The sequence below is a fragment of the Streptomyces sp. NBC_01296 genome (assembly GCF_035984415.1).
Taxonomy (GTDB): domain Bacteria; phylum Actinomycetota; class Actinomycetes; order Streptomycetales; family Streptomycetaceae; genus Streptomyces.
Genome location: NZ_CP130720.1, coordinates 1,314,135 through 1,340,340 on the forward strand (window position 1 = coordinate 1,314,135; position 26,206 = coordinate 1,340,340).

Annotated in this window: 25 protein-coding genes; 5 read left to right on the forward strand and 20 right to left on the reverse strand. The window is 72.0% G+C overall.

Features of this window, described 5'->3' with window-relative positions; translation table 11 throughout:
* Nucleotides 1-40: 40 nt before the first annotated feature.
* Together OG299_RS06340 and OG299_RS06345 are read right to left on the reverse strand one after the other, a co-directional pair.
* Nucleotides 41-727, reverse strand: coding sequence for a Rossmann-fold NAD(P)-binding domain-containing protein (locus OG299_RS06340; RefSeq protein ID WP_266635636.1), 687 nt, complete (start codon nt 725-727; stop codon nt 41-43).
* 18 nt (nt 728-745) lie between these two features.
* On the reverse strand, nt 746-1,180 hold the full coding sequence (locus OG299_RS06345; RefSeq protein WP_266635634.1) for a VOC family protein: 435 nt from the start codon (nt 1,178-1,180) through the stop codon (nt 746-748).
* Between the two features lie 131 nt (nt 1,181-1,311).
* Here OG299_RS06345 and OG299_RS06350 point away from each other — a divergent pair, with 131 nt between their 5' ends.
* Both OG299_RS06350 and OG299_RS06355 read left to right on the forward strand, forming a co-directional pair.
* Nucleotides 1,312-1,998: a response regulator gene (locus tag OG299_RS06350; RefSeq protein ID WP_327360821.1), complete on the forward strand. Its 687-nt coding sequence runs from the start codon at nt 1,312-1,314 to the stop codon at nt 1,996-1,998.
* The gene (locus tag OG299_RS06355; protein WP_327360822.1) at nt 1,995-2,714 is read left to right on the forward strand and encodes a YoaK family protein; all 720 of its coding nucleotides are present in this window, start codon (nt 1,995-1,997) and stop codon (nt 2,712-2,714) included. The genes OG299_RS06350 and OG299_RS06355 overlap by 4 nt, the downstream gene beginning before the upstream one ends.
* Here the strand turns inward: OG299_RS06355 and OG299_RS06360 are convergent.
* Nucleotides 2,711-3,664, reverse strand: a complete 954-nt coding sequence (locus tag OG299_RS06360) for a tellurite resistance/C4-dicarboxylate transporter family protein (RefSeq protein WP_327360823.1) — start codon at nt 3,662-3,664, stop codon at nt 2,711-2,713. The genes OG299_RS06355 and OG299_RS06360 overlap by 4 nt on opposite strands.
* A gap of 145 nt (nt 3,665-3,809) precedes the next feature.
* Here OG299_RS06360 and OG299_RS06365 point away from each other — a divergent pair, with 145 nt between their 5' ends.
* Nucleotides 3,810-4,541, forward strand: a complete 732-nt coding sequence (locus OG299_RS06365) for an SDR family NAD(P)-dependent oxidoreductase (protein WP_327360824.1) — start codon at nt 3,810-3,812, stop codon at nt 4,539-4,541.
* Nucleotides 4,542-4,572: 31 nt separating this feature from the next.
* Here OG299_RS06365 and OG299_RS06370 read toward each other — a convergent pair whose 3' ends face one another.
* Nucleotides 4,573-5,376 (reverse strand): VOC family protein, encoded by an 804-nt coding sequence (locus OG299_RS06370; RefSeq protein WP_327360825.1) that lies wholly within the window; start codon nt 5,374-5,376, stop codon nt 4,573-4,575.
* Nucleotides 5,377-5,457: 81 nt separating this feature from the next.
* Nucleotides 5,458-6,558: a carboxylate-amine ligase gene (locus OG299_RS06375; RefSeq protein ID WP_327360826.1), complete on the reverse strand. Its 1,101-nt coding sequence runs from the start codon at nt 6,556-6,558 to the stop codon at nt 5,458-5,460.
* Between the two features lie 310 nt (nt 6,559-6,868).
* Here OG299_RS06375 and OG299_RS06380 point away from each other — a divergent pair, with 310 nt between their 5' ends.
* On the forward strand, nt 6,869-8,068 hold the full coding sequence (locus tag OG299_RS06380; protein WP_327360827.1) for an AI-2E family transporter: 1,200 nt from the start codon (nt 6,869-6,871) through the stop codon (nt 8,066-8,068).
* A 121-nt stretch (nt 8,069-8,189) separates the two neighbouring features.
* Nucleotides 8,190-9,023, forward strand: coding sequence for an RNA polymerase sigma factor SigF (locus OG299_RS06385; protein ID WP_266635619.1), 834 nt, complete (start codon nt 8,190-8,192; stop codon nt 9,021-9,023).
* On the opposite strand, the gene OG299_RS06390 is transcribed toward OG299_RS06385, so the two are convergent.
* The 15 genes from OG299_RS06390 to OG299_RS06460 all read right to left on the reverse strand — a co-directional run bounded on the left by OG299_RS06390 (nt 8,962) and on the right by OG299_RS06460 (nt 26,112).
* The gene (locus OG299_RS06390; RefSeq protein ID WP_266635617.1) at nt 8,962-9,471 is read right to left on the reverse strand and encodes an ATP-binding protein; all 510 of its coding nucleotides are present in this window, start codon (nt 9,469-9,471) and stop codon (nt 8,962-8,964) included. The genes OG299_RS06385 and OG299_RS06390 overlap by 62 nt on opposite strands.
* A 75-nt stretch (nt 9,472-9,546) precedes the next feature.
* Nucleotides 9,547-10,920 (reverse strand): FAD-binding oxidoreductase, encoded by a 1,374-nt coding sequence (locus OG299_RS06395; RefSeq protein WP_327360828.1) that lies wholly within the window; start codon nt 10,918-10,920, stop codon nt 9,547-9,549.
* Nucleotides 10,917-11,240, reverse strand: coding sequence for an avidin-fold protein (locus tag OG299_RS06400; RefSeq protein ID WP_266635613.1), 324 nt, complete (start codon nt 11,238-11,240; stop codon nt 10,917-10,919). Before OG299_RS06400 ends, OG299_RS06395 begins: the two co-directional genes overlap by 4 nt.
* Nucleotides 11,237-11,647 carry a cupin domain-containing protein gene (locus OG299_RS06405; RefSeq protein WP_327360829.1) on the reverse strand — a complete coding sequence of 137 codons (411 nt, stop codon included), beginning with the start codon at nt 11,645-11,647 and terminating at the stop codon, nt 11,237-11,239. Before OG299_RS06405 ends, OG299_RS06400 begins: the two co-directional genes overlap by 4 nt.
* A gap of 227 nt (nt 11,648-11,874) precedes the next feature.
* Complete coding sequence (locus OG299_RS06410) at nt 11,875-12,642, reverse strand: response regulator (protein WP_327360830.1); 768 nt, start codon at nt 12,640-12,642, stop codon at nt 11,875-11,877.
* A gap of 151 nt (nt 12,643-12,793) precedes the next feature.
* A complete protein-coding gene (gene tsrT, locus OG299_RS06415; protein ID WP_327360831.1) occupies nt 12,794-14,515 on the reverse strand; it encodes a tryptophan 2-C-methyltransferase in 1,722 nt (573 codons plus the stop codon).
* 46 nt (nt 14,516-14,561) lie between these two features.
* Nucleotides 14,562-15,773 (reverse strand): acyl-CoA dehydrogenase family protein, encoded by a 1,212-nt coding sequence (locus OG299_RS06420; protein ID WP_327360832.1) that lies wholly within the window; start codon nt 15,771-15,773, stop codon nt 14,562-14,564.
* 21 nt (nt 15,774-15,794) lie between these two features.
* Nucleotides 15,795-17,009 (reverse strand): acyl-CoA dehydrogenase family protein, encoded by a 1,215-nt coding sequence (locus OG299_RS06425; protein ID WP_266635603.1) that lies wholly within the window; start codon nt 17,007-17,009, stop codon nt 15,795-15,797.
* 31 nt (nt 17,010-17,040) lie between these two features.
* Nucleotides 17,041-18,339 (reverse strand): ATP-grasp domain-containing protein, encoded by a 1,299-nt coding sequence (locus OG299_RS06430; RefSeq protein ID WP_266635601.1) that lies wholly within the window; start codon nt 18,337-18,339, stop codon nt 17,041-17,043.
* Nucleotides 18,336-19,622, reverse strand: coding sequence for a lysine N(6)-hydroxylase/L-ornithine N(5)-oxygenase family protein (locus OG299_RS06435; protein ID WP_327360833.1), 1,287 nt, complete (start codon nt 19,620-19,622; stop codon nt 18,336-18,338). The genes OG299_RS06430 and OG299_RS06435 overlap by 4 nt, the downstream gene beginning before the upstream one ends.
* Nucleotides 19,619-20,896 carry an ATP-grasp domain-containing protein gene (locus tag OG299_RS06440; RefSeq protein ID WP_327360834.1) on the reverse strand — a complete coding sequence of 426 codons (1,278 nt, stop codon included), beginning with the start codon at nt 20,894-20,896 and terminating at the stop codon, nt 19,619-19,621. The genes OG299_RS06435 and OG299_RS06440 overlap by 4 nt, the downstream gene beginning before the upstream one ends.
* A complete protein-coding gene (locus tag OG299_RS06445) occupies nt 20,893-22,215 on the reverse strand; it encodes an MFS transporter (protein ID WP_327360835.1) in 1,323 nt (440 codons plus the stop codon). Before OG299_RS06445 ends, OG299_RS06440 begins: the two co-directional genes overlap by 4 nt.
* Nucleotides 22,212-23,297 carry an NAD(P)/FAD-dependent oxidoreductase gene (locus OG299_RS06450; RefSeq protein WP_327360836.1) on the reverse strand — a complete coding sequence of 362 codons (1,086 nt, stop codon included), beginning with the start codon at nt 23,295-23,297 and terminating at the stop codon, nt 22,212-22,214. The genes OG299_RS06445 and OG299_RS06450 overlap by 4 nt, the downstream gene beginning before the upstream one ends.
* Nucleotides 23,294-24,832: a class I tRNA ligase family protein gene (locus OG299_RS06455; RefSeq protein ID WP_327360837.1), complete on the reverse strand. Its 1,539-nt coding sequence runs from the start codon at nt 24,830-24,832 to the stop codon at nt 23,294-23,296. The genes OG299_RS06450 and OG299_RS06455 overlap by 4 nt, the downstream gene beginning before the upstream one ends.
* The gene (locus OG299_RS06460; RefSeq protein ID WP_327360838.1) at nt 24,832-26,112 is read right to left on the reverse strand and encodes a lysine N(6)-hydroxylase/L-ornithine N(5)-oxygenase family protein; all 1,281 of its coding nucleotides are present in this window, start codon (nt 26,110-26,112) and stop codon (nt 24,832-24,834) included. Before OG299_RS06460 ends, OG299_RS06455 begins: the two co-directional genes overlap by 1 nt.
* Nucleotides 26,113-26,206: the final 94 nt, after the last annotated feature.

A 26,206-nucleotide genomic window follows, 5' to 3' on the forward strand; every position in this document is an offset into this window, starting at 1 on the left:
GGTTCATTCTCACGTGCGGGAGGAGCTGCCCGGTACTGAATTATCGCTGGTCCGGAGGGCTCTGGGCGAGGCGGTTGATGTCCTGGGGCCGCAGGATGCGGGTGCGGACGTCGGCTCCGGGCCTCGCGACGTTGATCATCGCGCGGCCCAGCGCCTCGGTGGTGGTGACGAGGTTCGGCGCGAAGCGGCGGAGCAGCGGGAAGAGCGGCGCGGTGACCAGGTAGGCGGCCCGGTAGAGGAGGGTCTTGGAGGGCATGCCGCGTACGGGCTGCACGAGGCCGGGGCGGAACATGTAGGCCTGGAACGGCAGCTGGAGCAGGTCGTTCTCCGTCTCCCCCTTGACGCGGGCCCACATGGTGCGGCTCTGCTCGGTGCTGTCCGTGCCCTCCCCGGAGACGTAGGCGAAGGTCAGCCGGGGGTTGGCGGCGGCGAGCGTACGGGCCGCGGCGAGGGTGAGGCCGTGGGTGATGCGGCGGTAGTCCTGCTCCTTCATGCCGACGGCGGAGACGCCGAGGCAGAAGAAGCAGGCGTCGTACGAGGCCAGGTCCAGGTCCGGTGCGCTGAGGTCTGACGGGTCGTCCTGGATGCGCTCGCGCAGCTTGGGGTGGGAGACGCCGAGCGGGGTGCGGCCGACGGACAGGACGGCCGTGACGGTGTCGTCGCGCAGGCACTCACGCAGAACACCCCGGCCGAGCATTCCGGTTCCGCCGAAGAGGATGACGTTCACGGGTACAGCCTAGATCTCTCAGTGCGAGACGCAGAGCTCGTTGCCTTCCGGATCGGCGAGTGTGGTCCACGTGTAGGGGCCCTGGCGGCCCTCGTGCAGGTGCCGGGCGCCCTTGGCGAGCAGTCGCCCGACGACCTCCTGCGGGTTGTCGGAGCCGGTGCGGACGTCCAGGTGGACCCGGTTCTTGGCCGTCTTCGGCTCGGGGACGAGCTGGAAGAGGACGCGGGGCGCGCGCTCGATCCCCTCGGGGTGGCGGATGGCGGCGCCGACCTTCCAGACGAGGGCTCCCCGGTGGGTGGCGGTGTCGTCCTCGGTGGCGTGGCCTTCGGCGACCATCTTGCGGATGAACTCTGCGTCGGTCTGCTCCACTTCCCAGCCGAGGGCGTCGGCCCACCAGTCGGCGAGGGGGTGCGGGTCGGCGGAATCGATGGTCACCTGGAACGTGTATGCCATGAGGGGACCCTACTGACGGCCACTGGCAGTCGCCACGCGGCGAGCCTCCTCGACTCGGGTCGTTCGGTCGATGCCGCTCCTGCGGCGGGTACGGTTTCTGCCGGACGTCCCTTTCCGAACGGGGTTCGCGCATGGAATTCGGCCGCGTGGGGCGGGTGGTCGTCGCCGACGACGAGCCCGTGGTCCGCAGGGGGCTGCGGACGTCCGTCGAGTCGACCGGCGCGTTCCACGTGGTCGCCGAGGCCGCCGACGGGCACGAGGCCGTCGAGGCCGTACGGGCGCACCTGCCGGACATCCTGCTGCTGGACATCCACATGCCGCGGATGGACGGGCTGGAGGCGACGGCGGCGCTGCGCGCACCGGATTCCGGTGCCGCCGCGCACATCGTCGTCACGACCGGCCTCGGGCTCGACGCGGACGTGGAGCGGGCCCTGGCCCTCGGCGCGGACGCCTTCCTCCCCAAGGACGCCCCGCGCGAGGAACTGCTCGCCGCCCTGCGCGCGGTGCAGGAGGGCGATGCCGCGCTGTCCCCGCCGGTGCTGCGAAGCGTCCTGGACGGCCTGCGCACCCCGGCCGCGGCGCAGCGCCGGGAGGCGCGGGAGCGGCTGGAGGTCCTTTCGGCGCGGGAGGCCGAGGTACTGGGCCTGGTCGCCGAGGGGCTGGCGAACCGGGCGATCGGCGAGCGGCTGCAGTTGACGCGGGACGCGGTGAAGGACCTGGTCGGCCGGATGCTGGCCGAGCTGGACGCCGCGAACCGGCTTCAGCTCGCCCTCCTGGCCCATACCGCCGGCCCGGAGGGGGAAGGTCCGCCGCGGTGAGGGCCGCCGCCCGGCGCGGGTTCCTGCGGCCGCTGGCCGCGCTGCTGTTCCCGCCGGGGCCGCAGGGCGGGAGCGGGCCGCACGGGGTGCTGCCGACGCTGTTGGTCGCGCTGACCTTCGTGAGCGGGGTGGTCGACGCGGTGAGCTTCCTCGGGCTCGACCACGTCTTCGTCGCCAACATGACCGGCAACGTGGTCTTCCTCGGCTTCGCGCTCGCCGGGGACCGCGAACTGTCGGCCACGGCCTCCCTGCTGGCGCTCGCCGCCTTCCTGGCCGGTGCGACGGCCGCCGGGCGGCTGCGCCGCGGCCGGGAGCCGGTGCGGATGTTCGCGCCGCTGGTGGCGGTGCAGGCCGTACTGGTGGCCGGGGCGCTCGCGCTGACGGCGGGCGGGGGCGGGCCGCTGCCGGTCGTGGGGCTGCTCGCGCTCGGCATGGGCCTGCAGAACGCCGTCGTGCTCCGGCTGGGCGTGCCCGACCTGACGACCACCGTCGTCACCCGGACGCTGACGGGCCTGGCCGCCGAGCCGTGGGACCGCACCGCCGTACGCCGGCTCGTGTCGGTGGCGGTGCTGTTCTGCGGGGCCCTGGCGGGCGGGCTGCTGACGCTCCACCACGGATCCCACTGGGCGCTGGCGCTGGCGGTGGCCCTGCTCCTGTGGATCGCGGCGGCGGGCGCCGTGACAGCCGCCGAGCGGGCCGGCCCCGAGGCCCCTTAGCCTTGCCGCGCGCCGGAGCGGTCGGCGACGAGGGCGGCGAAGGTCAGCAGCCATGCGCCCACGGCGATCCAGAGCAGGACCTCGCCCAGCGGGCTCAGCCATCCCACCCCGGTGGGGTCGGCCGCGGAGAGGCAGGCGGTGGCCGTCATTCCGAGCGGGAAGACGGTCGCCCAGCGCCGGATGTCGTAGCGCGGCCGCCACTGGTGCAGCTCGGCGGCGAGGAGGAGCACGTACCAGCCGAGGGACAGGGCGAGTGTCACCAGCGTGACCGTACGCAGCGCCGTGTGCACCGAACCGGTCCATACGGGTGAGGCCGTGAGCTTCGATCCCGCCAGCGCCGAGATGGCCAGTGCGCCGCCGGCCACCCAGTGGTCGCCCGCGCCCCGCACCACCTCGCGGAAGTCGAAGTGGACGAGGGCCACCGCGTACAGCAGCAGGCCGAGGCAGAAGGCCCCCAGCGCGGCCCGGGCGAGCCAGTCGCGGTGGACGGCGGCGGCCAGGATCGCCGCCAGGACGGCGAGCCCCTGGGTGGCCACGCAGACGAGGAACGCGGCCCCCGGCATCCGCCGCTTCCAGTGCAGGAGGACGGCGAGCAGCAGCCAGGGCCACAGCGCAGTCGCCAGCACCAGCAGGGCGGCGGCGAGGCCCTGCCACCCCAGCAGGGAGAACCGGCAGCCGAGCACGGTCGTGGCGGCCACGGCCGTCAGGGCTGCCGGGGTGTCCGCCTCGGCCCGGAAGCGGCCCCGGTCGCCCACGAGCCGGGCGGTGAAATCGGCGGCGAGTACGAGCCACAGCGCGGCGGCGACGACCAGCGCCGCCAGGGACAGCACGTCGGACCCGATCAGGTGCAGCCCGACGGAGAGGATGCCGGCGGCCATGACGGGGGCGCCCGCGGCCGGGGGCAGCCCCGTCCACCATCGGCGGCCGGGCAGGGGGAACACCTGGTTCACCCTGCCAGCGGACACCGCCCGCCCGCGGCCCGCGAGCGCGGTGGGCCATTGGGCCCACAGGGCCGCGCGGGCGGGCGGGCTCCGGCCCGCGTGGGCAGCGCGCGGCCCTTGACTTCCGCGGGCGGCTGCCGGACTCTCTGCGCTCATGGGACAGCTCGACGGCAAGGTCGCGGTGATCACGGGCGGGTCGGCCGGCATCGGACTGGCGACGGCGCACCGGTTCGTACGGGAGGGTGCCCGGGTGTTCGTCTCGGGGCGCCGTGAGGCCGAACTCACCTCGGCGGTGGAGGAGTTGGGGAGCGGAGCCGTCGGGGTGCCGGGTGACGTCACCAAGGCGGCTGACCTCGACCGGCTGTTCGCGGCGGTCGCGGCCGAAGGCCGGGCGATCGACGTCCTGGTGGCCAACGCGGGCGGCGGGAAGGCGGGCGGCGTCGCCGAGTTCACGGAGGAGCAGTTCGACACCGTCTCGGACCTGAACTTCCGCGGGACCTTCTTCACGGTGCAGCGGGCGCTGCCGCTGTTCGGGGAGCGCGGTTCGGTCATCCTGCTCGGCTCGACGGCAGGCTCGGCGGGGTCCACCCGGTTCGGCATCTACGGAGCCACGAAGGCGGCCGTCCGTTCGATGGCGCGCAGCCTGGCGCTGGAGCTCGCGGGGCGCGGGATCCGGGTGAACGCGCTCAGCCCCGGTCCGATCGACACTCCCGCGCTGTCCCGGGCTCCCGCCGCCATCCTGGAGGAGGTGACGTCCGGGGTGCCGATGGGGCGGACCGGCCGTCCGGAGGAAGTGGCCGCGGCGGCGCTGTTCCTCGCCTCGGAGGAGAGCAGCTACATCACCGGCATCGAACTGTTCGTGGACGGCGGAGCCGCCCAGGTCTGACCCGCCGCCCGGTGCACCTCGCCGCCCGTGCTCAGCCCGTCCCGGGCTCCTCGCGGGCGGCCGTGACGGTGAACATCGCCCCCTCGGGGTCGCGCAGGGTGACCCAGCGGTCGGTGGCGCTCGAGACGACGGTCGACAGGGTGGTCCCGCCGGCGGCGGTGGCCGCCTCGATGGCCTCGTCGAGGTCCGGGACGCGGAAGTAGACGTGCCAGCGGGGCCTGGTCTCCGGTGCGTGCGCAGCGGCCTCGGTGATCCCGCCGTCGAGGCGGGCGACGGGCTCGCCCGCCTGCCGCAGGACGACCTGGTCGTTCTCGTACGAGACCTCGCAGCAGCCGGGACGGCCGGTGGCCCATTCCAGTACCTCGCCGTAGAAGATCGCCGCCTCGAAGGCGTCCCTCGTCCGCAGCTCCAGCCAGGCGGGCGCCGGGCCGTGGCCCACGCGCCAGTCGGCCGACACCCCGCCGGCCCAGATGCCGAAGACCGCGCCGTCCCGGTCGGCGACGAGCGCGCCGCGGCCGCCGGAGGGGAAGGAGACCGGACCGACGGCGACGGTGCCGCTGCGCTCGCGGACGCGGTCCGCGACCACATCGGCGTCGTCGACCGCGAAGTACGGGGTCCACGCCACGGCGACCGCCAGGTCCGCGGTCAGCGTCCCGATCCCGGCGACCGGCAGCCCGTCCAGCTCGGCGACCGTCCACCCCTCGCCGAGCCGCGCGGGCCGGAATTTCCAGCCGAGGACCGCACCGTAGAACTGCTGGGTTCCCTGGAGATCTCGGGCCATCAGGCTGACCCAGCAGGGGGCGCCGAAGACCTCCCTCGTAGAAATCTCCACCATGCACGCTCCGTCCTTCGTCCCGCTCATCGTCGCGTCCGGGCGGCGGCCCCGCACGTCGGCGCGGGGCGGCCCGGGCAGGTCTCAGCCCCCGGTCACGGCGCCCTGCCCGGTGATCAGGTCGGCGAGGGCCGCCATGCCCCCGTCCGCGAGGGCCCGGCGCTGCCGGTCCGCGGGCGTGCCCTGCTGCAGGAGCCGGTGCAGCAGGGAGCCCACCTCGCGCTGGTCCCCGGCCTCCTCCAGGGCGGGCGTGATGTACCGCATCAGCAGCCACAGCACGTCGCCGGCGCTGCGCCGGTGGCCCTGCGGGTCCATGAGGGTGCCGTCCAAGCCGTGCCGGGCCGCGTGCCACATGGCCGCCTGGAGCAGCTCGTGCGAGCACTCGGGGGGCGCCATTCCGGCCTTCTCCTCGGCGATCGCGGTGCTGACCAGCGCACGCACGATCCCGGTGAGCAGCACCGCGTCGCTGGCGTCCAGCTGCACGTCCAGGCACCGCACCTCCAGCGTGGGGTAGCGCTCGGACAGCCTGGCCTGCCAGTAGAGCTGGCCCCGGTCGGCGATCAGGCCCGCGTCCAGCAGCGCCTCGATGCGCTCCTCGTAGTCGGCGAGCGTACGGAAGAAGGGTGTCGGGCCGCTGACCGGCCAGCGGCCGAAGACGATCGTGCGCCAGCTCGCGAATCCGGTGTCGCACCCGTCCCACAACGGCGAGTTCGACGACATGGCCAGCAGCGTCGGAAGCCAGACGCGCAGCCGGTTCAGGGCCGCCACGCCCATCTCCCGGTCGGGCACCGCCACGTGCACGTGCATGCCGTTGATCAGCTGCTCGTCGACCAGCCGGCAGGCCTCGTCCCGCATCTTGAGGTACCGCGCGGTCTGGGTGACCGGGACCGGCACCGTGTCGCGCAGGGGCGCCGCGGCGGAGCTGGCGAGGCGGCAGCCGTACTCCTCGGCGGCGGAGCCGACCGCGTGTCGCAGCCGCAGCAGGTGGCCCGCGACCTCGTCCAGGTCCGTGCAGATGGGTGTGGCGACCTCGACCTGGGCCTGGAGCAGCTCGTTCTGCACCTCGCCCTCGCCCACCCATGACACGAGACCCGCCGCTGCCCGCACCTCCTCCGCCCGGGCCACGGGCAGATGGGTGACGGGATCCAGCAGGACGTACTCTTCCTCAACCCCGATCGTGATCATGTCGCGCCGGACTCCTGCTCTCTTCGGGCTCCTCGGCGCCTGTGGACGCCGTCGGAAGAGCGATGCGCACCAGCTTCACCTCCTGTGGTCCGGAAGGCCCCGGCGCGGTCGGCGCCCGTCCGTCCGCGGTCCCGCGGGCCCTGCTCCTGCCCCGCGGGGAGCGCCTCAAGCCGGAGAGGCGGACCCGGCCTCGGGCCCGGGCATTCGGCGGTTCCTTCGGGCGAATCTGGCCCCTCGTGCGTGGGGTACCGGATCCAGCGTGGCAGTTCACAGGGAAATGCACCCATCGGGCCACCGGCAGAGGCGGTACATGACCAGGCGATCCGCAGGGCGGCCGGAGTCCCGCCCGGCCGGGGCGCGTACGGAGAGGCCGCGTACGCAGGGCCCGCGCGGCCGGGTGGCGGCGCGCCGCGCCCGTGCCCGCGGCCGCCGCCCGGGCGGGAGGCCCGCCGTCAGGCCGTACGTGCCCTCGGTTGTGTCGCCCCCGCTGCGGACGGCCGCGGCCTACTCCTGGCGGCTGCTGGTGGTGGGCGCGGTCGTGTACACGGTGTTCATCGTGCTGGGGCGGTTCCACGAGGTCGGCGTGGCCGTCTTCCTCGGCCTGGTCGCCACCGCGCTGCTGCGCCCGGTGGCCGATCTGCTGGCCCGGTGGATTCCCCGCTCCCTCGCCGTGGCCTGCGCACTCGTCGGCAGCATCGTGCTCGGGCTGGGCGCGCTCGCGTTCGTCGGCGAGACGGTGGCGGCGGAGTGGAACTCGCTGGTGGCGGAGTTCCGGGCGGGGCTGGACCGGCTCGAGCCCCTGCTGGAGCGGCCGCCCCTGCGGCTGAGCCCCCATGCGCTGGGCGATCTGCGGGACAAGATCGGCGTGTACCTCTCCAGCCATCGCGCGACCCTGCTCAGCACGGCCGTGACCGGCGCCGGGCGGCTGGTGGCGGCCCTGACCGTGGTGGCCCTGTCACTGTTCTGCTCGGTCTTCTTCATCTACTCGGGTGACAGGCAGTGGCGCTGGCTGTGCTCCCAGTTCCCGCAGGGCGCGCAGCAGCGGATCTCGGTCGCCGGGCGGGCCGCGTGGCGCACGTTCACCGGGTACACCCACGGCATCGTGCTCGTCGCCGCGACCAACGCGATCCTGGTGGGGATCGCGCTCTACGCCTTGGGCGTGCCGCTGGCGGTGCCGCTCGCGCTGCTGGAGTTCTTCGCCGCGTTCGTCCCGCTGATCGGCTCGCCGGTGGCCCTCGCGGTGGCCGTCGTGGTCGCACTGGCCGCCAAGGGGCCACTGGTCGCGGCGCTGGTGGTCTGTCTGATCGTGATCATCGGGCAGATCGAGGGGCATGTGCTGCACCCGATGCTGATGAGCTGGGCGGTGCAGCTGCATCCGGTGGTCGTGGCCCTGTCGGTGGTCGCGGGGGCCATCGCCGCGGGCGTGCTGGGCGCGGTGGTCGCGGTACCGCTGGTCTCGGTCGTCTGGTCGGTGCGCCAGGCCCTGCGCTCCCCGGAGGCAGGGCTCTGAGCTGCGGCTTCCGGAATGCGCCGCTTCATATCACCCGGACGGGGGTATACCCCGAAGGACAGCTCACGAGACGGCCGTGCCGCAGCCCTCTGCGACGCGACCATCCGTCGGAGGAGCAGAGATGCCGTACGCAGACATCACCGAAAGCATTCCGCAGGACACGCTGAGTGTGAGCACCGGTGAGGCCCGGACGCTGTCGGGGGCGCTGTTCCACCGGCTGCGGGCCCTCGACGAGGGCAGCGCCGAGTATTCGTACGTGCGCAACACCCTCGTCGAGCTCAACCTGAGCCTGGTGAAATTCGCCGCCCGCCGGTTCCGCGGCCGGAGCGAGCCGATGGAGGACATCGTCCAGGTCGGCACGATCGGCCTGATCAAGGCCATCAACCGGTACGACCCGGAGCGCGGCGTGGAGTTCACCACCTTTGCGATGCCGACCATCGTCGGCGAGATCAAACGGTTCTTCCGCGACACGAGCTGGGCCGTCAAGGTGCCCCGGAGGCTCCAGGAACTGCGGATCGACGCGGCCAAGGCACACGACGCGCTGGAGCAGGACCTCGGCCGCGAGCCCACGGACGCCGAGCTGGCCGGCCGGCTGCGCGTCTCGCCCGAGGAGCTCGTGGAAGGGCAGAAGGCGGCGCACGCGTACTCCGCGCGCTCGCTGGACGCGCCGGTGCAGGAGGACGGCGACCGGAACGCGTACGCAGACCGGCCCTCGCTCGGCGAGGAGGAGCCGGCGTACGACACGATCGAGTGTCTGGAGTCGCTCAAGCCGATGCTGGCCGAACTGCCCGCGCGGGAGCGCACCCTGCTGTCGCTGCGCTTCGGCCACGGGCTGACGCAGTCCGAGATCGGCGAACGGTTGGGGCTGTCGCAGATGCACGTCTCGCGGCTGCTCAACCGGACGCTGACCGCTCTGCGGTCGGGCCTCCTCGAGGACGGGCCACCGGAGCCGTGAGCGGCGCCGGGACTTCCGCCCACACCGTCTTGCCGACCTGCCCGTCGGCGTAGGGCTCACAGCCCCAGCTGCGGGCGAGTCGCTCCAGGACCAGCAGGCCGTGCCCGCCCGGCAGGGCGGAACCGGTCGTCCGCAGGCGACGGGGGTGCTCGGGGCTCCCGTCGCCGACCTCGATCCGGAGCCGGCCGGCGCTGCGGCGCAGCACCAGCGCGCGGGGGCCGCCGGCGTGGATGCAGGCGTTGCTCACCATCTCGGAGACCAGCAGCAGGACGTCCTCGGCGGCCTCCTGCCGGTCCGCGCCGTACGGGTGCTGCGCGCCGGGCCCGCCGGCGGGCTCGTCAGTGATCCAGCGCCACTCGGTGAGCGCCTGGCGCGTGAAGTCCCGGCAGCGGGTGACGACTCCGTGCGTCCCGCCGCCGAGAAGCAGCGTGCGGGTCTCCTCGCTCATGGAAGCCGCCTACCCAGGCCGGTACAGAAGATGCGCAGGATGCGCACGGCTACCGGCGGGACCGACACGGTCCCGTCACGATCCGATGCCCTGCCCGAAGGTGAAGAAGCCGTCCGGGTCCACGCGCTTCTTGATCTCCACGAGCCGCGGATAGTTGGCGCCGTAGTACGCGGTGCGCCAGTCCGGCAGGTCCGGGTCGATGAAGTTCTGGTACGCGCCCTCGCCTGCGTACGGCGCGACCTCTTCCTGCAGACCGGCGAGCCAGCGAAGGTTCGCCTCCACGGTGTCCGGACCGTCCTGCCCGGTCCAGGACGTGTCCATGGTGACCAGGAACTGTGCGTCGCGGTGGACGAACGCGGTGTCGGCCGGGGCCACCCGGTTGATCGCGCCGCCCCAGGTGTACAGGGCCAGGCCGCAGCCGTCCGGGTTGCCGCTGCCCGGCCGGCCGGCGAGCCGAGCCATGACGGCGGCCATGGCCTCGGGGGGCAGCGGCTCGGCGGCGAAGTTCGTCCGTACGGCGAACGCCCCGGCGGAGGTCTCGTGCAGCAGGTAGTCCTTGGCTTCCCAGAACGTGCGGTCGGCGATGTCCTCGCGTACGGGCCGGGTCGCCGCGAGGACCGGGGCGAGCAGCTCCCGCAGTTCGCTCGCGGGTCCCAGGTGCAGTCCGACGGCCGACACCACGGGGTCGCCGTCGGCGGCCGCGACGCCGAGCCGGAGCGAGAACTCGTCCGGTGCGTGGCGGGCGGCCTCCTGCACCGCCGCGAAGGCAGCGGGGGCGTCGGCCCCGTCCCAGAGGAGCAGGCAGGTGGAGACGTCGGGCACCGCGGTGGCCTGGAAGGTGAAGGACAGGTTGATGCCGAAGTTCCCGCCTCCGCCGCCGCGGCAGGCCCAGTACAGGTCCGGGTTCTCCTGGGCGTCGCAGGTCAGCACCTCGCCCTCGGCGGTCATGAGGGTGGTCCGGACGAGGGCGTCCGCGGTGAGTCCGAGCTTGCGCGAGGTGGCGGAGGAGCCGCCGCCGAGCGTGAGGCCGGCGATGCCGACGGAGGCTCCGTTGCCCAGCGCGAACGCCATCTCATGGGGTTGGACCGCCGCGTGGACGTCGGCCATGCGGGCCCCTCCGGCGGCCGTGACGAGCCCGGTGGAGCCGTCGGCGACGACGGTGTTCAGCGCGCTGAGGTCGAGGACGAGGCCGGTGTTGACCGAGTGGCCCGCGTAGCTGTGGCCGCCGCTGCGGGCGACGAGGCCGACGCCCGTGTCGCGGGCCCATGCGAGGGCGCGCCGTACGTCGCCGTGGTTCGCCGCGGACACGACGCCGTTCGGCGTGGTCGAGGCGTAGCGGGTGTTGAACGGGGTGCTGGACTCGCGGAAACCGGCATCGCCGGGCCGCAGTACGCGGCCCGCCACCGTCTTTTCCAGACGCTGCCAGTCCGCCTCGGATGCGCCGTTCACTGCACCTCTTCGATGTAGGAGATCCCCGTCGCGGCGTGCGGGCCGTAGCGTTCCCAGACCTCGCGCAGCCGCAGGCGGCCGTCCTCGGCCACCTCGGGTGTGTTGACCGTGCGCCCGCAGACCACCTCGCCGGTCGCGAACACGAGGGTGTAGCCCATGGACAGGGTGCCGTCCGGCGTGCAGGTGCCGACGGTCCACCCGCGCCGCACCTCGCCGCCGACGACCTCGCCCCAGACCAGGTCGCCCTGCTGGTGGTAGACGGCGACGGTGCGGATGTCGCCCTGCGGTTTGCGGAACCTGCGGCCGTCGTAGTCGATCACGGGGCCGTGTCCGCTTCGGTGTCCTGCGCGGGCTGCCCGGCGAGGAACTCGGCCGACATGCTCCGGCCCCACCAGATCGCGTAGTAGGAGAAGTCCGTGTCGTGCTCGTTGACGATGTGGTGCTCGGCTCCGCCCTTCATCAACGCGATGTCCCCCGCCGCGATCTTCCACCGGCGGCCGTTGCAGACCACCTCGGCGCGGCCGGCCATGGCGATGAACATCTCGCGTTCGCGGTGGGCGTGCGCCTGCGACACGTCGCCGGGGCGCAGGACGCACCATGCCCCGCGGAACGGCGCTTCCAGCCCCGGCCAGGGGTACAGCAGCTTGAGGTCCAGGCCGTGTTCCCGGAGCAGGTGGTCCGGCTCCGCCGTGCGGATCTCCACGTCGGGGTGTTCCTGGTCGGTCAACGTTCCGCTCCGTTCGACGTCTTTGCATTGCGGCATTGCGGCATTGCGGCGTTGCGGCGTTGGGGCGTTGGGGCGTTGCGGCGTTGCGGTATTTCCGGCACTGCGGCATTCCGGCGGCGGGCGACGCCGATCAGGCTAGGAGAAGGCGGCTCCCTTTCGACAGGGGAATTGTTCCCTCATCGAAAGGGAATCTGCCGCACGCTGTCGCATGTGGTGATATCGGCCGATCAGCCGTGCCCCAGACCCGCGTCGCGGGCCAGCACGATGGCTTGGGACCGATCGGCCACGCCGAGTTTTCCGAATATCGTGGAGACGCGGTTGCTGATGGTCTTCGATGCGAGCACGAGCTCACGGGCGATGGCGGCATTCGACTTGCCCGCGGCGATGCGTTCCAGAACGTCCCGCTCCCGGTCGGTCAGCTGCGGGAAGGGGTAGTAATACCGCCCGGTCGACTCCGGGCACATCAGGGCTCCGAGCCTGTTGGCGATAGACTTGTCGACGATTCCCTCACCGGCCGCGACGGCCTGAATGCCGCGCAGGATCCGGTCCGCGTCGGCCCGTTTGAACAGATAGCCGCGCGCACCGGCCTGGAGGGCGGCGGTGATGACGCGGTCGTCGTCGACCGAGCTGAAGACGAGGATGCCCGTTTCGGGCCATAATCTGAGCACTTCGGATATCACCCGCATACCGGCGCGTTCATCCATGAGCGGGTCGACCACGAGGACGTGGGGCCGGCAGCGGCAGATCTCCGCGATCACCTCGTCCGCCGTGGCGGCCTCGCCGACGACGGATATCCCCCCGGACCGTTCCAGGACGGAACGGACTCCGTGGCGAATCGCGGGCTGCGCGTCGGCGAGCACGACGGTGACGGTGGCGATGGGTCTGGCGACGACCGCGAGATCACCGTCGGGTCGTCGGCCCGTGAACTCCCTTTGCGCCTCACCCTGTGACGAGAGCGGCCAGAGCAGCCCCTTGATGTTTGTCGTCTGATGCATTTCTACCTTCCCCCCGAATCGATCTTTTACGGTGGCCCAGGCCGACCGGCCGTCACCAGAATGGTGCACGGGTCAGTCTTACCGCAACGGTCAGGGGGATATCCGCGCGGTGCGGTCGCCATGTCGGCAGCGACATTCACATCCGGCCATGTCAGTTTTCTGCGGACTCTGCCATTCCTACCTCTTGCGCTTGACGGAGAATTGCCTCCCGGTCTCGCCAATGCGCCCAGAATGCTCCGGTGTATCCGAGTCCACTGAGACTCGTCAGGAACGGATTGTCCGCGTAGTTGTTGTCGTGCTCGCTCGATCCTGCCAGCGTCGGCAGCATGACCCGGTGGTGGTCGGAGGGGTCGACCAGCTCCCAGAGCAGTTCCACGGACCGGCTCCACCGCCCGGAGGGGTCCTTGACCGTTTCGGCGTCCTCGAGAAGATCCGGCGAGAAGTAGCAGACGAGCCGGAAGTTGCCCGACTCGTCGAACATGAACTGCCGCTCGTACTCGACCGGGCCCGAGCACCGGGACAGCGGCTTCAGCACGATCGGCCCGGTGGCCGTGTTCGACTGCAGTCCGGGCACCGTCCGCACCCCGTCGCACTGTTCTGCCATCGCGATGCCGAGCGGTGTGTGGGGGAAGAGCCGCAGCCCGAGCGAGAACCCGGTCACGGTGGCGTCCAGTGCCATGAACGCCTCGACGCATTCGCGCATGGTCTGCGGCGTCTCGCCCGGCATTCCGAACAGCGCCTCGACCATGGTCATCATGCCGTTGGCGTGGCAGAGCCGGACCAGTTTCTCGGTGTCGGCGAAGGAGTAGTACGTGGTGCCCTTCCCGGTGACCTTCCAGCCGCGCAGCATGTCCGCCCGTACGTGGTCGGAGCCGACGTTCACCCCTCGGCAGCCCGCGGCCGCGAGCAGCTCGGCGAACTCCTCGTCGAACGGCGAAGGCTGGCAGTAGACCCACAGCCGCAGCTCGTTCAGCGGATTGCCGGAGTCGGCGTGTCTGCGGCGGACGATCTCGCGCAGCAGCTGCTTCGCGTGGGATATCGACAGGTTGAACTCGCTGTCGGTGGTGTGCTGGTCGAGGATTCCCTGCGCGGCGAGGGACTGCATCTCGTCGACCACGGCGGCGACGTCGCGCCGGCCGAACCGGATGCCCTTCGCGTCCGGTTCGACGCAGTGCGAGCAGCGGTAGGTACAGCCGTTCTTGGTGAGGATGCCGGCCAGCCCGCCGCGCTGGTAGTAGAGCAGGTTGTCCACCTTGTGCGGCGAGCCGGAGCGGCGCAGATACGTACCGGCCTGGTCCACCTGCCACACCCGGTCCTCGAACTGCCCGGCGGGCCGCGGTGCCAAGGCGTGACGGGGCGCCGGGGAGAGCGCCGGCGGCGGTACCCGCACGACCCCCTCCCCCGTGTTGCACAGCAGACCGGACACCGTGCCCGTGTCGCGCCCGGTGACCAGCGCGTCGGCGAGATCGCAGATGATCTGCTCGCCGGGGCCCTTGACGCCGAAGTCGATGCCGAAGTAGTCGACGAGCGCGAAGGGCATGGACGAGAAGCCGATGCCGCCGCCGACGATCGGCGCGTCCGTCAGGCGCTTGATCTCGGTGATGATCTCCTTGTGCTCCCCGATGAAGGGGCGCTGCTCGAAGGCGTAGACGGTGTCGGTGTTGCGGATCGTGACACCGACGAGGACCGGACTGCGCGCTCCGAAGTATTCGGAGAGGCAGGACTTCCAGTCCTCCCGGTGGAACGTGAGGTCGACCACCTCGACCTCGAAGTCGGCGGCCTCCAACGAGGTCGTGAGCACATCGAGCGCATAGGGCGCGATCGGTGGGTGCACCTTGTTGGGATTGACCAAAAGCACCAGGCCTCGGCCCATCGGAATTTCTCCCCCCTGGCCTGCACGCTCACGCAGGCGAATTGCGTTATCTGACGATGCCGAGGCTGATCCCGAACTCGGGTTTCCCGCCCAGCAGATGGGCGCCGGCCGACTGGAGAATGCGGTCCTGGGCGGTGGCGTGCTGGCACATGGTGGTGGTGTCGCGCATCCAGCGGTCCATCGGGGACGACTGGTGGATCGACCAGGTCTGGAGCAGGTCGAAGAGCCGGCTGACGATCGACCGCGAGGTGCGGAAGGCGTGCACCCAGGCGAGCGGCGACGCGGCGCGCTCCTCGGGAGTGAGGTCGTCCAGGGTGCCCCCGGCGGCCAGCACCTCCCACTGGCGCCGCTGGCTCCCGTACACCCCGCACCGGGTGGCGAGGAAGTCCGCCTCGCACTCGGCGAGCGTGACCTGGGCCCGGAAGTGGTCCTTCCACGCCACCCCGGTCATCCGGTCGACCCGGGTCCGGGCGATCTCCCGGGCGTGGTCCAGGGCGGCCCGGGCCACCCCGAGCGCCACCCCGCACATGCTGCGCGTGAACGCGTCCGGCTGGGCGAGCGGGCCGGGCCGGCCGCGTACCTTGCCGAAGCTGTACGTGTGCTCCTCGGGGACGAAGACATCGGCCATCGTGTAGTCGCAACTGCCGGTGCCGCGCATCCCCATGGTGTGCCAGTTGTCGATGACCTCCACCTGGGCCCGGGGCACCAGGAACTGCTTCGACTCGTGCGGATTGCTGCCGTCCGCGCTCGCGTACGGCTTCCCGTCCTGGTAGACGAACGCGCCCGAGGTCACCCAGTCGCAGTGGGTGATGCCGCTGCCGAACGACCAGCGGCCGGAGAGCCGGAAACCGCCGGGAACCCGCTCGGCGCGACCCGTCGGCTGCAGCAGCCCGGCCATGATCGTGTCCGGGGTCGGGAAGATCTCCTTGGCCACCGTCTCGTCGAGGAAGGCGCTGAAGATGCCGCCGCTCGCGCCCATCACCGCGCACCAGGCAGCGGAGGCGTCCCCGTGCGCGAGCGTCTCGACGACCTGCGTCTGCTCCATCGTGGTGAGCGCCAGGCCGCCCAGCTCACGGCCGAAGGCCATCCGGAACACCCCGGCGTCGCGCAGCATGTCCACCACGTCCGCGGGCAGCCGCCGCGCCTCCTCGATCTCCGCCGACCGCTCCCGCAGCAGCGGCGCCAGCTCCTTCGTGCGGGCGAGGAGCTCCGCCGCCGTGGCGGGCACCTCGGCCCCCGGGGTCCGGGTCATGGTCATGTGATCGCCTTTCACTTGGCCCTACTTGACGATGCCGAGGCTCATCCGGAACTTGGGCGGCCGGCCCAGCAGGTAGGCGCCGCCGGATTCGAGGATCAGGTCCGAGGCGGCGACGTGCTGGCACATGGTCGCGGTGTCGCGCATCCAGCGGTCCATCGGCGAGGACCTGTTGATCGACCAGGCCTGGAGCAGGTCGTAGAGCCGGTTCACGATCGCCCGCGAGGTGCGGAAGGCGTGGACCCAGGCGAGCGATGAGGCGGCCCGCTCGGTGGCGGTGAGATCGTCCAGGGTTCCGCCGCCGGCCAGTACGTCCCAGTGCCGCTGCGAGCTGCTGTAGACGCCGCTGCGGGCGGCGTTGAACTCCGCCTCGCACTCGGCGAGGGTGACCTGCACGCGGAACGTGTCCGCCCACACCGTGCCGGTCATCTTGTCCACCCGGGTCAGCGCGGTCTCCCGGGCGTGGTCCAGGGCGGCCCTGGCCACCCCGAGCGGCACCGCGCACAGGCTGCGCATGAAGGAGTCGGGCTGGGCGATCGGGGTGTCCGTGCGGCCCCGCACCTTGTAGAAGGTGTAGGTGTGCTCCTCGGGCACGAACACGTCGGTGATCGTGTAGTCGCTGCTCCCGCTGCCGCACAGGCCGGTGGTGTCCCAGTTCCCGACGACCCCGACCTCGTGGGCCGGCACCAGGAACTGGCGCGACGCGTGCGCGTTGCTGCCGTCCGGACTCGCCCACGGCTTGCCGTCCTGGTAGATGAACGCCCCGGAGGTCACCCAGTCCGCATGGGTGATCCCGCTGCCGAACGACCACCGGCCGGTCAGCCGGAAGCCGCCGGGAACCCGCTCGGCGTGCCCGGCCGGCGCGATCAGCCCGGCGGTGATCATGTCCAGGCTCGGGAACACCTCCTTGACCACGGCGGGGTCCAGGAAGTTGCTGATCGCCCCGGTCATCGCGCCGATCGCCGCGCACCAGCCGGCCGAGGCGTCTGCGTAGGCCAGCGTCTCCACGACCTCGGCCTGCTGCATCGACGTCAGCTCGGGTCCACCCCACTCGGGCCCGAAGCACATCCGGAACACTCCGGTTTCGCGCAGCATGTCCACGACGTCCGCCGGGAGTTGCCGGGCCTGCTCGATCTCCGCCGACCGCTCCCGCAGCCGCGGAGCCAGTGCCTTGGCCCGCTGCAGGATCTCTGCCGCGGTCGTGGGTGCTTCGGTGCCCGGGTTCCGGGTCGTGCTCATGCGTTCCCCCTCAAGTGGTGGTGTGTGCCGGTCATTCGTCCACGTCGAGCAGACCGGCCGGCATCTCGAACGGCGCGTCCGGATCCGGCGGTCCGATCGGTTCGGCGTCCAGTGCGACGCGCGCGGCCGCGGCGTCCAGCCGCTCCAGGCAGGTCTGCGTGTCGTCGGCCTCGCACACCACGAAGGAGTGGCGTGCCAGGTAGCCGCCCGGGGGCAGCCGGAGCGTGGTGCCGGGCTCGGCCATCGGCGCGGCGGCGACCAGGCCGGGCCCCTCGGCCGGAACGGTGACCGAGCGCAGCAGGCAGTCCCGTTCCGGGTAGCCGAACCGGATGCCGGCGACGGCCCGCCGGCTGGGGCGGGTGTCCGGCCGCTGCCCGGTGGCCACGTCGAACAGCACCTCGCCGGGCTCGATGCCGGTGGCGGTCCGGCCGAGGAACGGGATCAGGTCCCCGCCGAGCCGGCCGTTGATCTCGATGATCAGCGGGCCGCGGCCGGTCAGCCGGACCTCGCTGTGGGTGATGCCGTCCTCGATGCCGAGCACCTGGTGGGCCCGGGCCAGGGTGCGCATCAGCTCGGCGTCCGCCATCAGCGGGTCGGCCGCGTCGACGAGGTGTCCGACCTCCTCGAAGTACGGCTGGTCGCTGCTGTGTTTGCGGGCCACGAACAGCGGCAGGTACTCGCCCTTGTGCACGGCGCCGTCGATGCTGATCTCCGGCCCGGGCGCGTACCCCTCGACGATGGCGCTCGCCCGGTAGGGGCCCGGGTCGACCCGGCTCGCGGCCAGGGCGATCCGGAACGCGGCGTCCAGCTCGGCCTCGTCGGCCGCGAACACCACGCCGATGCTGGCGCCCATCGCGCGCGGCTTGATCACGACGGGATAGCCGATCCGCCCGGCGGCCGCCCTGGCCTGCTCCACGGTGGTGGTCAGCTCGAACCCCGGCTGGTGCAGGCCCGCCGCGGTGAGCTCGGCCCGGGTGAGCTGCTTGTCCCGGCAGCCGCGTACGCCGGGCACGGACAGCCCCGGCACCCCGAACTCGGCGGCGAGGAGCCCGGCGTCCAGGACCAGCGGCTCGTCCCAGCACATCAGGCCGACGATGCGGCGGCGCGCGGCGACCTCGCGTGCCGCCGCGCCCATCGCCTCGGAGTCGAAGACGTTGGCGACGATGATCTCGTCGAAGTACTCGTGCTGCCAAGTGGGGTTGAGGTTGTTCAGCAGCACCATGTCCAGGCCGGCCGCGCGGGCGCGGCGCCGGATCGGCGCGACGAGGTACTCGCGGTACACCTTCAGCCCGCTGCCGATGACCAGCAGGGCGCCCTTGTCGGCGGTCATCGGGCGCTCCCGGCTCCGCCGGCGGCGGCGCGGCGGGCGAGCAGGTCGGTGAGGATGTCGTGCGAGCGGTGGGCGAGGACGCTGATGAGGGAGTCGGCGATGCCGTGGGTCTCCTCGTTGACGCCCTGGAGGTAGACGGCGCCCCGGGCCGACTCGCCGAGCTCGACCCGGTGGGCCCGGGTGACCGCGACCTCGTCGATGCCGACGCGGGCCGCCAGCTCCCGTACGAGGGCGGGCTTGCGGGGGTCGTAGCCGGTGCCGAGGAGGACGAGGTCGCAACGCAGGGGCTCGGTCTTGCCGCTCATCCGGTCCCGCAGGTCGAGTACGACGTCCCCGTCCTCGAGCCGGGCGCCCACGACCTCGGTCATCGCGCGGACCTCGGAGCGCTGCGGGCCGAGGGCCTTCTGCCGGTAGAGCATCGTGTACAGCTCGTCGAGGAACGGCGGTGCCAGACCGGCGTAGTTCGTCAGCCGCATCTCGTCCAGGACCTGTGCCCGGACCTCCGCGGGGCTGTCGTAGAACTCGTCCACGAACGAGGGGAAGAACCGCTCGTTCACGAACTTGCTCGTCTGGTAGTTCTGCAGCCCGACCGAGCGTACGACCATGGTCACGCGGCTCTGCGGCAGGTTCTCGTGCAGCGCGTAGAACATCTCCGCGGCGCTCTGGGCCCCGCCGACCACCACGGCGCGGAGCGGTTCGTCCTTCGGGAGCAGCCCGATCCGGGTCCGGTACTGGGCGCTGTGGATCAGCCGGTCGGCCGGCAGGCCGGCGAAGACGTCCGGCACCCGCGGGTCGCGGCCTCCGCCGACGACGAGGTCCCGGCAGCGGATCACGTCCCCGTCGGTCAGCAGCACGCTCCACCCGGAGACCGAGCCGTCCGCTTCCACGACCGGGTCGACCTGCGCAGCGCGGGCGCCGTACCGGATCCGGACCCGCCGCAGCGAGGTGGCGACCCATTGGAGGTAGTCGGAGAACTCCCACCGGAACGGGTGGAAGGTTCCCAGGTTGATGAACTCGTCCAACCGCCCCTGCTCGTGCAGGAAGTTGAGGAACGTGAACCTGCTGGACGGGTTGCGCAGCGTCACCAGGTCCTTGAGGAAGGACACCTGGCTGCGCGCCCACGGCATGAGCAGGTCCCGCTGCCATTTGACGTCCGGACTCTGCTCCAACAGCAGCGTTCCCTCCGCCAGTTCGGCCGAGCCCGATTCTTCGATGGCCACCGCGAGCGCCAGATTCGCCGGACCGGCGCCGATCGCCAGGACACCGACCTCCCGTACCGTCATGCTTCCCCCTCGATGTCGATCCGGACTGCGGCCGCGGCGGCCTCGGCCCGCAGCAGTGCCTCGGCGGAGCTGTCCGCGGTGGCCATGACGATCCCCGCGCGGTCCCAGGAGTGGCGCAGCCCGGTGAACCGGTCCCCCGGCCCGGCGGTGACCGCGACCAGGAACACGCCGTCGACCTGCCGGGCGTCCTCGACGCCGTGCACGGCCGTGACCCGGCCCGGCCCGGCGGCCAGGAACCGTACGGCAGCTCCGCCCTTGGCCCGCCGGGGCAGTTCGGCCGGCGGCTCCTCGCCCTTCAGCACCGCGTAGTAGCTGCGCATGAGCTGTACGGGGTAGGCGAGTTGGATGGTGTCGACGATCCCGCCGCCGGCGAGCCGGCCCGCGCATTCCACGAGGTACGGGACACCGTCGGCGACGATCCATTCGCAGTGCACGATCCCGTCGCGGAAGCCGACGGCCCCGACGACGCGCGCCGTCTGGGCACCGAGCACCTGCGCGAGGTCCTCGGGGATGTCCGCCGGGACGGTGTGCGCCATCTCCACCGGGTGGGGCCCGGGGAAGAGCTGTTTGCCGGTGACGTTGACGAACAGCGCTTGCCCGTCGCGCACGAGCATCTCGACGCTGAACTCCGGTCCGTCGACGTACTGCTCGGCGAGCATGGACCGTTCCATGGGCCGGTCGGGCACGAAGACGCCCTCGTCCTGGACCAGGCAGTCGGCCCAGGCCTGCTCGACCTCGGCCGGGTCGCGGATCACCCGGGTGCCCACGGCGGCCTGCCGGTTGGCGGGCTTGAGCACGACCGGGCCGGCCTGGCCGCGCAGGAAGTCCCGTACGTCGGCCGGTCCGCTCACCCGGACGCTGGTCGGGTTCGCGATCCCGGCTCCGGCGCTGACCTGCCGGAGCAGGGCCTTGTCGCGGAGGATCTGGGCGGCGCCGAGGCCGGCTCCGGGCAGGCCGTAGCGCTCCGCGAGGCGCGCGGCGAACGGGGTCGCGTACTCGATCGCCGGGACGACCGCGGCGGGAGCGAGGTCGGGGTGGGCGTTGTGGAACTCGTCGGCCTTGCCCGCGAGGTGGTACTCCCACTCGATCAGGCCGCGGACGAACGCCACCCCGTCGAGCTGCTCGTGCACGTGCCGCTTGCGGACGACGTCGGGCTCCTCGATGTAGATCACCGAGTCGTCGGGCTGGAACTCCCCGATGGCGGCGAGCGTGACGCCGACGAACCCGACGATCAGGACCGGCCCGGCGGCCGGGCCGGGCTGCTGCTCGTTCATGACGTGCCTCCGACGACTTCGGGCTGTCCTTCGGTGCCGGCGCCCGCGTCCTTCGCCGGGGACGGCTCGGGCGGCTGTTTCACACCGGCCAGGGCGAGCAGTCCGGCGGCGGCGGTCACGACGCCGCACAGCAGCCAGAACCCGCCGCCGAGCCGGGTCCAGAGGAAGACGCCGAACAGCGGCGCGAGTGCCGAGGCCGCTCCGCCCACGGCCTGCATGGTGCCGATGTAGCGGGCCTTGACCGCCGCGGGGAACGTCGCCGGATGGGCGAACATGCTCGGCGCGGCGATCATGATCCCGAAGACGACCAGCACCGCACCGGCGATGGTGAACGCACCGGACCGGGAGGTCAGCCCGTAGACGGCGAGGCCGACGGCCTCCACCAGGTGGCCGGTGATCACCCGTACGTGCTTCGGCAGCCTGCTGAGGTAGGCCGTGATCTTGAGCTCGCAGGTGATCAGTACGACGGAGGACACCGTGAGCACGGTGCTGTAGAAGCTGGTCGGGTAGTGGTCCGCGGCGAGCTCCAGCGGCAGGGCGATGTGGCCCTGCGCGTAGGTGAGCGAGCCGAGCAGGATGGCGCCCAGGTAGAGCAGGTACTTCCGGTCGCGGACCATCGTGGCGTACGCCGAACGGCCGTCGGCGGCCGCTCCGGACGCTGCGGCTCCGGTTTCGGCCGCGCCCGCGGCCTCGGCTTCCGGCTCCGCCTCCCCCTCCGCCTCCACGGCCTTCTTCGGGAGCAGGGCGAACGCCAGCAGGGCGTAGACCAGCGCGGTCCCGCCGTCGATCCAGAACAGCAGGTCCCAGTCGACCAGGATGACCACCGCGGCGATCAGCGGGGCCAGGGCGGCGCCGATGTTCAGTGCGATCCGCATCATCGAGAACGCCATGACCTGGTACCGCTCCGGCATCAGGTCGCTGAGCATCACGGCGGCCGCCGGCCGGTACGCCTGGGTGAACAGGCCCGCGAGCCCCACCACGACGAGCAGCGCCCCCAGCGTCCCCGGCCCGCTCAGCCAGGAGATCGACGCCACCAGCGGGGCCGAGGCCCCCATGGCCGCCATGATGGTGGCGCGCGGGCCGAACCGTTGGGTGATCTCGGCGCCCAGCATCGTGCCGAAGATCGAACCGATGCTGTACGCGACGAGCGAGAGCCCCGCCGCGCTGACCGACGCGCCGCGGAAGGTCAGGTACAGCACGAGGAACGTCTGGACGAACGCACCGAGTTGGTTGACCAGTACGCCGCCGAGGAGATATCGGACCGGTGTCGGGGTCGCCTTCAGCGCATCGAACACCCGGACCGGAGCATCCTCCGTCATGCCGCCCCTTCCCTCAAGACATCGACGATGCGGTCCGCGACGAGCGGGGCCGCACTGAATCCGGATCCGCCGCACGCCGCCCGCGACCAGACGGCGGGACCCACCCGGGCCAGCAGCGCGCCGCCGGTGTCCGCGTCGGCCGCGTAGTGGCAGGGCTTCACGGCGGCCACGGTGTAGCGGTGCAGGCCGGTCAGCGGCGGCGCAGCGGCGAGCCGCTCGGCCCAGGGCTCCTGGTCCTCGGCGGCGCAGTCCGCGGTGGTGTCCACCGTGCGGCAGACCGCGTCGGAGCTGATCTTCAGGAGCGTGCCGTCCCCGGGCGGCACCGCCCAGGCCCGGCCGTCCGCGCCGAGCCCGCCGGCCGCGGGTGCGTGTGCCCACCACCGCGCCGCGTCGGCCGGCGGATGCAGGTAGACCATGGTCTGGCGGTGCAGTACGACCGGCGGCCCGACCAGGTCGCGTGTCCACGGGCCGGCCGCGATGAGGACCAGGTCGGCGCCCAGCCGCTCGCCGTCGGCGAGCCGGACCTTCCCGGAGTCCGTGTCGATCCCGGTCACCGCGGTGTACGGGCGCAGGGTCACCGCCGGATGCCCGTCGAGCCGGCGGGCGGCGGCGTGCAGGGCCCGCTGCGCGAGCAGCACCCCGCCGTCCACCTCCAGGAGGCCCGCCGAGTCCGGCGGGAACGCCAGGTGCGGCAGCGTCTCCGGTTCCACCGTCCGTACGCGGACCCCCGCCTCGGCGGCCGAGGCGGCCAGCGCGGCGAGGCGTTCCCGGGGCCGGGCGGTGACCACTCCGACCCGGCGGCGGAAGCGGGCGCCGAGCAGCGTCTCCAGGTCCTGCCAGCGGCGGTGGGCGGCGGTCATCCGCCGGGTGGCGTCCGGGTCGTCCGGGCTGAAGGTGCGGATGACCCGGTGCTGGTCGAAGGAGCTGGCGTGCGGGTTGGGGATCGGGCCCCTGTCCAGCACGGTCACGCGGTGGCCGGCGAGCGCGCACTCCACGGCGGTCAGCAGCCCGGTGACGCCGGCTCCGACCACCACGACCGCGGCCCGGTCCCCGGTCTGCCGGGCGGAAGGCGCCGCCTTCACCGTCCCGGCTCCGCCAGGCGCGGCAGCCGTACGGGGGTGAACTCCGTGGCGTGCGGCTCGGCGGGGATCGCGCCGTCGGGCAGGCCCGCCTCGGCCAGGTCGATCAGCAGCGGCGCCGCGCAGCGCAGGAACACGTCGACCTCGTGGCAGAAGTCGCCCGCGTCGGCCGGTCCCACCTCCCACCGGTCCAGCCGTGCCAGCTGCTCGGACAGGGTGAACGCGGCTGCGGTCAGGTTGAAGCGGCGGACGTCGTAGGCGGCGGCGAAGCGCTCCAGGAGGCGCGCGGCCGCCTCCCGGGACCGCCCGGACACCGGTAACGGACCCCGGCCGGCCCAGCTGCCGGCCTGGTCCGCGACCCGGTTCCACGGCCTCACGAGGCGTTCGCCGGTCACCCGGTCCAGCGCCTCGCGCGTGAAGTTGGTGCGCTGGAAGTCCGGGCTGGTCGCGGCGAGGTAGAAGCGGATGACGTCCCGGGGCACCTCGGCGGCCAGCTCCCGGCCCGATACGACGTGGCCGCGGCTGGTGGAGAACTTGTCGTGGTCCAGCTCGTAGAACTCGTTGGTGACGAAGTGCTCGGGCAGGGTGTAGCCGCCCAGCGCCTCCAGCATGGCCGCCCCGACGACCGCGAAGGCGAAGCCGGCGTCCGACCCGAAGAAGTACACGACCTTGTTGCCGGTCTCGGAGAACCACAACTCATCGTCGGCCGCGAGCACTTCGCCGCGTTCCTCGGCGGCGAGCGCGGTGCAGTGCATGCTCCACGCGATGGTCTCGGCATCCGCGTAGATCACCTGGCCCGCGACCTCCGGGAAGGGAGCGGGGATGCCCCACGCGATGGGGAGGGTCACGGGGTAGTCCGGGAGCGGCCGGGCGAGGATCTCCTCGATCATCTGCGCCAGGCGCGGGCGCATCGTCGCGCTCTGCCGGGCGAAGTAGGCGACGAGCGCCTCGCGGTGGTCTTCGAGCGGCAGCACCAGGACCTGCTGCTCGCGCATTTCGACCGGGTCCTCGGGGTGCAGGGTGGAGCGCGGCCCGATCAGGTCGCCGGATGCGATCCAGTGCCCGCAGTTCTCGCAGAGTCCGGCGCACCCCTCGGCGAGGCACACCGGGCAGCCGCCGCGGACGTACGCGTCGGTGAGGAACTCGCCGGTGCGCGGCGCGTACGGGAACATGACGCCCTGCAGCCGTAGTTTGCCGCTGCTGTGCAGGCGCTCGAAGAAGGTCCGGACGGTTTTGACGTACCGGTCGCCGAACCGGACGAACCCGTCCGGCCGGATGCCCATGGCCGCGAGGGTCTGCTCCACCTGCCCGGCCGAGCGGACGCGCAGCTCTTCGGGCGTAACACCCAGTCGGCGGGCGGTGGTCACGATGTAGTTCTGCGTGAAGTGCACGCCCGTGCCGAACAGCACGTCGTGGCCCGCTGCGCGGGCGTACCTCGCGCAGACGTCGGCGGCGAGGAAGGGGCCGGCCAGGTGGCCCAGGTGCAGATCGCCGTTCGCGGTCGGGCCGGGGGCGATCACCAGTGTCCGCTGCTGCATCAGGCGCTCCTGGATTCGGCGCCGGCACGGCGGGACAGCAGGTCGGTGAGGATGTCCTGGGAGCGGTGGGCGAGGACGCTGATGAGGGAGTCGGCGATGCCGTGGGTCTCCTCGTTGACGCCCTGGAGGTAGACGGCGCCCCAGGCGGACTCCCCGAGTTCCACCCGGTGAGCGCGGCTCACCGCGACCTCGTCGATGCCGACGCGGGCCGCCAGCTCCCGTACGAGGGCGGGCTTGCGGGGGTCGTAGCCGGTGCCGAGAAGGACGAGGTCGCAACGCAGGGGCTCGGTCTTCCCGCTCATCCGGTCCCGCAGGTCCAGGACCACTTCCCCGTCCTCGAGCCGGGCCCCGACGACCTCGGTCATCGCGCGGACCTCGGAGCGCTGCGGGCCGAGCGTCTTCTGCCGGTAGAGCATCGTGTACAGCTCGTCGAGGAACGGCGGTGCCAGACCGGCGTAATTCGTGAAGCGCATTTCGTCGAGCAGCTGCGCCCTGACTTCCGCCGGACTTTCGTAGAACTCGTCCACGAAGGAGGGGAAGAACAACTCGTTCACGAATTTGCTCGTCTGGTAGGTCTGCAGGCCGATCGACCGCACCAGCATCGTCACGTGACTCTGCGGCAGATTTTCGTGCAGCGCGTAGAACATCTCCGCCGCACTCTGCGCTCCGCCGATGACCACGGCCCGGACCGGCTCGTCCCGTGGAATCTTCGCGATCCGCGTCCGGTACTGCCCACTGTGAATCAGCCGGTCGCGCGGAAGGCCGGAAAACACTTCCGGTACGCGCGGGTCGCGGCCGCCGCCGACGACGAGGTCCCGGCAGCGGATCTCGTCCCCGTCCGTCAGCAGCACGCTCCACCCGGAGACGGCCCCGTCCGGCCCGCACACCGGATCGACCTGCGCCGCCCGCGCCCCGTAACGGATCTCCACCCGCTCCAGCGACTTCGCGACCCACCGCAGATAGTCCGAGAACTCCCACCGGAACGGATGGAACGTCCCCAGGTTCACGAACTCGTCCAACCGCCCCTGCTCGTGCAGGAAATTGAGGAACGTGAACCTGCTCGACGGGTTCCGCAACGTCACCAGGTCCTTCAGGAAGGACACCTGACTCCGCGCCCACGGCATCAGCAGATCACGCTGCCACGTGACGTCCGGACTCTGCTCCAACAGCAGCGTGCCGTCCGCCAATTCGGCCGAACCCGACTCCTCGATGGCCACCGCCAGCGCCAGATTCGCCGGACCCGCGCCGATCGCCAGAACACCGACCTCCCGAACAGTCACACTTCCCCCTCGCTCACAGTGATCCCAGTCCCGGTCAGGCAGTAGCGAGGCTAGATTTCTGCCGTTCCCGAGAGATAGGGGAACTTGTCCCGTC